Source organism: Alcanivorax sp. HI0044 (assembly GCF_001634945.1).
Genome location: NZ_LWEZ01001172.1, coordinates 1 through 4980, shown reverse-complemented (window position 1 = coordinate 4980; position 4980 = coordinate 1). Strand labels below are relative to the sequence as shown.

Here is a 4980-nt window from a genome sequence, read left to right as displayed (position 1 = left end):
CATCATTGAGGCCAACCTGCTGGTGCTCACCTCCAAAACGGCCGTCGCCTCGGAGCAGAGCCGCAAGGTGGATGCGCTGATCACCCGCTATGGTCTGCTCAATATCAATCGCTCCGTGTTCGATGAAGCGCCCGGGCTGGCGGGCTTGATGAATCGGTTGTGGTCAGCAGGGCAGCTGGTGCTACCGGATTTTTATACCGGGCTGTTTCCGGCGGTATTCAGCACCGCCCCGGCCAGTGAGCCGCTGGACGTGGACCCGGGGTCGGTGCTTACGCCCAAGGAAAGCGAAATTTTCGAGCTGCTGCAGAGCGGTATGAGCAATGCCCAGATTAGTGAATCCACCGGCGTATCCGTCACCACCACCAAGTGGCACCTGAAAAACATCTACAGCAAGCTGGGTGTCTCCAATCGTACCGAAGCCGTGCTGCGCGCCACGCCTAGATGAGTTGAAAGTTCAAAGTTTAAAGTTGAAAAGGAAAGCTGAAATCCGTGCTTTTCTCTGCAGCGCTCCTGCGAAACCCGGCTTCTGGGCGCGGGCTCGACCCAGCAAATCGTCCCCCGCCCCCTCTCGCGCTTTTAAACTTTGAACTTCCAACTGCTCCCCAAACCTTGAACCCGTTCGCGCTTTTTCGTTTTCCCCCTCCACCCCCTCCCGGGGGAGGGGGTGGAGGGGTTGGCCCCGTTGCTAGAGTGCCGTCGTTGTCATCAGACATCCCCCGAGAATAAAAACGACGGAGGTTTATCATGGCTATGTCCCCCTGGGTTACCTGGCCAGCCCTGACCAAGTTCGGTTCACTTGGCGTAATGGGCGCCCTGCTGGTTCTTGCCGGTCAACGGGAAGATCTGCTCGAAAACAATATGTTCGACATGGAAAGCTGGGGTGAAAAAAACGCCAGCATCGTCTGCGATGAGCGCAGCCATGTGGCCCGTACCGAAGACGGTACCTGTAATATCCTGGACAATCCGGCGGAAGGCTCCGCCAATGTGAACTTCGGCCGTAACGTGGATCCGGCCTCGTCCTTTGCGGAATCGGAAAGCGGCAATCTGCTGACCCCGAACCCGCGTGAAGTCAGTAACCTGATCATGTCCCGGGGCGGCGATTTCAAACCTGCCACCACCCTGAACTTCATCGCCACCTCCTGGATCCAGTTCATGGTCCATGACTGGTTCGATCATGGCCCGCGTACCGACGCCAACCCGATCGAATTTCCGCTGCCGCCTGGCGACGTGTTGGGTTCCGGCACCATGTCCGTGCAGCGTACCCGCCCGGACCCGAACGTTAGCGGCAATGAATCCCTGGTGACCTACGAAAACATCAACACCCACTGGTGGGATGGCTCGCAGCTGTACGGCAGCGACAAGGAAACCAACGATGAAGTGCGTTCCTTTGTGGACGGTAAGCTGAAAGTCGACAGCAATGGCCGTTTGCCCACAGATTTCCTCAGCGGCAAACCGATTACCGGTTTCAATGAAAACTGGTGGGTGGGCCTGAGCATGCTGCACCACCTGTTCACCCAGGAGCACAACGCCATTGCGGACATGCTCAAGGCAAACAACCCCGGTGCTTCCGACCAGTGGCTCTACGACCACGCCCGGCTGATCAACGCTGCCTTGATGGCCAAAATCCACACCGTGGAATGGACCCCGGCGATTCTTGCTAACCCGGTGCTCGAGCGTGCCATGTACGCCAACTGGTGGGGCCTGGGCGGTGACCGTGACAAGCGTGACAAGTATCAAGGCGACCTGGACGAGCTGAACAATAACCTGGCGGAACTGGGCGGCATCTTCAACCTGCTCGGCATCGATAACGATCTGGGGCAGGGCGATACCAGCTCCATTGAGCACGCCCTGGCTGGCCTGGTGGGCTCGCGCACCCCGAACAACTACGGCGTGCCCTACACCCTCACCGAAGAATTTGTGTCCGTGTACCGCATGCACCCGTTGCTGCGTGACGAGATCAAGGTCTACGACATCGGCTCCAACGTGGTGGACGAAGAAATTCTGCTGCAGGACACCCGTAACGGTGATGCGGAAGATCTGCTCACCGACGTGGGCCAAGATCGCCTGTGGTACTCCTTCGGTATCACCCACCCGGGTGCGCTGACACTGAACAACTACCCGGACTTCCTGCGTAACCTGTCCATGCCGTTGATTGGCGACATTGATATGGCGGCCATCGACGTGCTGCGTGACCGTGAACGTGGCGTGCCCCGTTACAACGAGTTCCGTCGCCAAATCGGCCTCAAGCCGATTACCAGCTTCGAGCAGTTGTCCAGTGATCCGCAGCTGGTGGCTGACCTGAAGGCGCTGTACAACAACGATATCGAAATGATCGATACCCTGGTGGGCCAGCTGGCAGAAGAGACGCGCCCGGAAGGCTTTGGCTTTGGTGAAACGTCTTTCCAGATCTTCATCCTCAATGCGTCACGTCGCCTGATGACCGACCGCTTCTTCACCACCGATTACACTGACGAGGTGTACACCGCTGAAGGGATCGACTGGGTGGAAGAGAACACCATGGTCGACATCATCCGTCGCCACTACCCGAACCTGGCCAGCAGCCTGGTGGGCATGGATAACGCCTTCAAGCCCTGGGGCCTGAAAATTCCCGAGGATTATCAATCCTGGTCTGCCCAGGCGAAACAGGACCACCTGTGGGTCAACGGCGCCCTGCGTACCAGCTACGAAGACGGTGAAGTGCCGGCCATCGAACCCATCGATATTGGTGGCCTGATCAACTCCGTCCTGTGGAAGAAGGTGCAGGATGTGACCGACGTGAGCCCGCCGGGCTACAGCAAGCCGATTCACCCTCGCGGTGCCCTGGCCAAGGTGCAGTTCGTGCCGACGGCAGGCCATGGCTACACCGGCCTGTTCCAGGGGGCAGATCACGGCCTGCTGAGATTGTCTGTTACCGGCGACCCATCAGACCGTGGCTTTGCACCGGGGCTGGCGCTGAAATTGATGGTGGACGGCAAGCGTTCTGAAAACGTGTCCGCGCTCTATACCCTTAGCGGGCAGGGCGATAACCACAACATCTTTGCCAACGAACTGTCCAACTATGTCCAGCCGGAAGTGAACGAAACCCTCGGCACAACGACGCTGTTCTCGCTGGTGTCCAGAAAGCCGACGCTGGTCGTCATGAGTGACATGGCCAAGGTGAACCAGGACGGTTCCCCGGTGAGCAATGCCAACACCCCGTCACAGGTTTATTTCGTGCCAAACGGTGATCTGAAGAATTCCATCAGCACCGCGCCCCACGATTTCCGTGACGACCTGACCGCCCTGAACCCCGGCACCAAGGTGTATGACGTTTACGCGACCTCCAAGTCCATCAAAACGTCCATCTTGCCCTGGGTCACCGAACGCTACGCCCGTGAACGCCGCAACAGCGCCGTTAAAGTCGGTGAGCTGGTTATGGCGTCCCCGTTCACCCTGTCCCAGTTCGGCGACACCGGCATCTTCTTCAAGCACCAACGGTACGAAGATCGCTAAGGGAGAGCGATAACCAGAGGTACACCCCTCAAGCCCGGGCGACGCAAGTCCCCCGGGCTTTTTTGTGTCTGCGCGGGCGGTCCCTGCCTCGTGCTCACCGGACGAGGGTGTCTTGCTTGTAGGATATGGCTTACAGAAAAAGCTAAACGGTTGATATAAAGTGATTTTCAGGGGAAGGGGAATTCGGGATAACTCAGGAAATAACCCGCTGCTTCGAGTTTTGTCAGGTGAGAAAGGTTATCAGCTTTTCTCCATCCTATTGTATTGGCTGGATCTTCTGGCGGAAGCGGGCGGTGGTTGATAAGAGTTATGTCGAAAAAAGATATGTCGAACGGTTCGGCTGAATACGCTGTTATGAATATGAGTAAACGACCTAACTTCATATATCTTGCTGGAATGGTTCCTGTCTTCTTCGTAGTAGGTCTTCTGGTATTCCTGACATTCGACAACTTGTTTACTGGTAGAGCTGTTTACGGAGATAAGTTTGGGAATGCTTATGAAGTTCAGGGAGTTGCCGCAATTTTGGTCAACTTCGGCATATTGGGGCTTGTTGGCTGGCTTGGTTCTTTCTTGGCTTTCTTGATATGGCGCAGCCCAAGGCTCATGCGGTTTCATCGAGCTATTGGGGTGGTTAGCAGTCTTTGTGTAGTGGGCGGGCTAGTATATGGGCTTTCATAACAAGCGGTGGCAGGCGGATCAAATTTCCGCTCGTTCCTCGCTTCAATTTGCCCGCTGCACCGGGCGTTAGGGGATGTAGTTCCCCCGCTTTAGTGGACACCTTCTCCTGGTCAAAGTACCTGCCCACATTCATTGGCGAATCCCATAAAAAAACGCCCACCTTCCGGTGGGCGTTTTGCGTGCAGCGTGATGCTTGAAACGTGCTGCGTGTCCTAATCAGAACCGGCCGTTCAGGCCCAGCCCCAGATTAGTAATTTCGTCACCACTACGATCCACCACCCGCATGTATTCCAGGTTGATGAACAGGGTTTTGGTGATGGTGAAGTCCACGCCCAGGCCCAGGGACAGGTCTTTGTAGTTTTCCCCGTCGGAGCCGCCGAAGGTGCTTTTCTCGGTGGTTTCCACGTAGGTGGCACCGATCAGGCCGTAGGGGCGTACGGGCATGGTGTTGGGGAATTGGCCGCGGAAGTAGGCGCCGTAGTAACGGTCGATTTCCAGGTCCACGTTGTTGCTGAGTTTATCGTCATCGACGCCCAGGCCCAGGCGTACTTCGCCGCCGAGGGTTTCGTCGCGGTTGATCCAGCTACCGAATTTGAATTGCAGCGCTTTGGGGTCGGCGCTGGAGGTGGTGTTATCCGGTTCGATGTCGCTGCTGATGATATCGATACCGGCAAAGCCGCCGGCGTTGGCGAAAAGGGGCATTGCCAAAGCAGCGGCAAACAGTACTTTTTTCATGGGTTCTCCCACTGGGTGTTAAGTCTCGACGCAATAATAGAGTGATTGTAGTGAAAAGTGGGGGCGACGGCGACC

Annotated in this window: 4 protein-coding genes; 3 read left to right on the top strand and 1 reads right to left on the bottom strand. The window is 56.8% G+C overall.

Annotated elements, in window-relative coordinates:
* From A3730_RS15435 to A3730_RS15425, 3 genes are all read left to right on the top strand, one after another.
* Positions 1-445 (top strand): LuxR C-terminal-related transcriptional regulator (locus tag A3730_RS15435; RefSeq protein ID WP_156501219.1); only part of this gene is annotated, 445 nt, incomplete at its 5' end.
* A gap of 299 nt (positions 446-744) precedes the next feature.
* Entirely contained in the window at positions 745-3492 is a 2748-nt protein-coding gene (locus tag A3730_RS15430) for a peroxidase family protein (protein ID WP_063538384.1), read from the top strand.
* 309 nt (positions 3493-3801) lie between these two features.
* Positions 3802-4170 carry a hypothetical protein gene (locus A3730_RS15425; protein WP_063521410.1) on the top strand — a complete coding sequence of 123 codons (369 nt, stop codon included), beginning with the start codon at positions 3802-3804 and terminating at the stop codon, positions 4168-4170.
* Between the two features lie 216 nt (positions 4171-4386).
* On the opposite strand, the gene A3730_RS15420 is transcribed toward A3730_RS15425, so the two are convergent.
* On the bottom strand, positions 4387-4905 hold the full coding sequence (locus A3730_RS15420; protein ID WP_063521409.1) for an outer membrane beta-barrel protein: 519 nt from the start codon (positions 4903-4905) through the stop codon (positions 4387-4389).
* Positions 4906-4980 lie beyond the last annotated feature (75 nt).

Coding starts and splice junctions, on each gene's coding strand:
- A3730_RS15425 (WP_063521410.1), top strand. CDS start 3,802: ATGTCGAAAAAAGATATGTCGAACGGTTCGGCTGAATACGCTGTTATG.
- A3730_RS15420 (WP_063521409.1), bottom strand. CDS start 4,905: ATGAAAAAAGTACTGTTTGCCGCTGCTTTGGCAATGCCCCTTTTCGCC.
- A3730_RS15430 (WP_063538384.1), top strand. CDS start 745: ATGGCTATGTCCCCCTGGGTTACCTGGCCAGCCCTGACCAAGTTCGGT.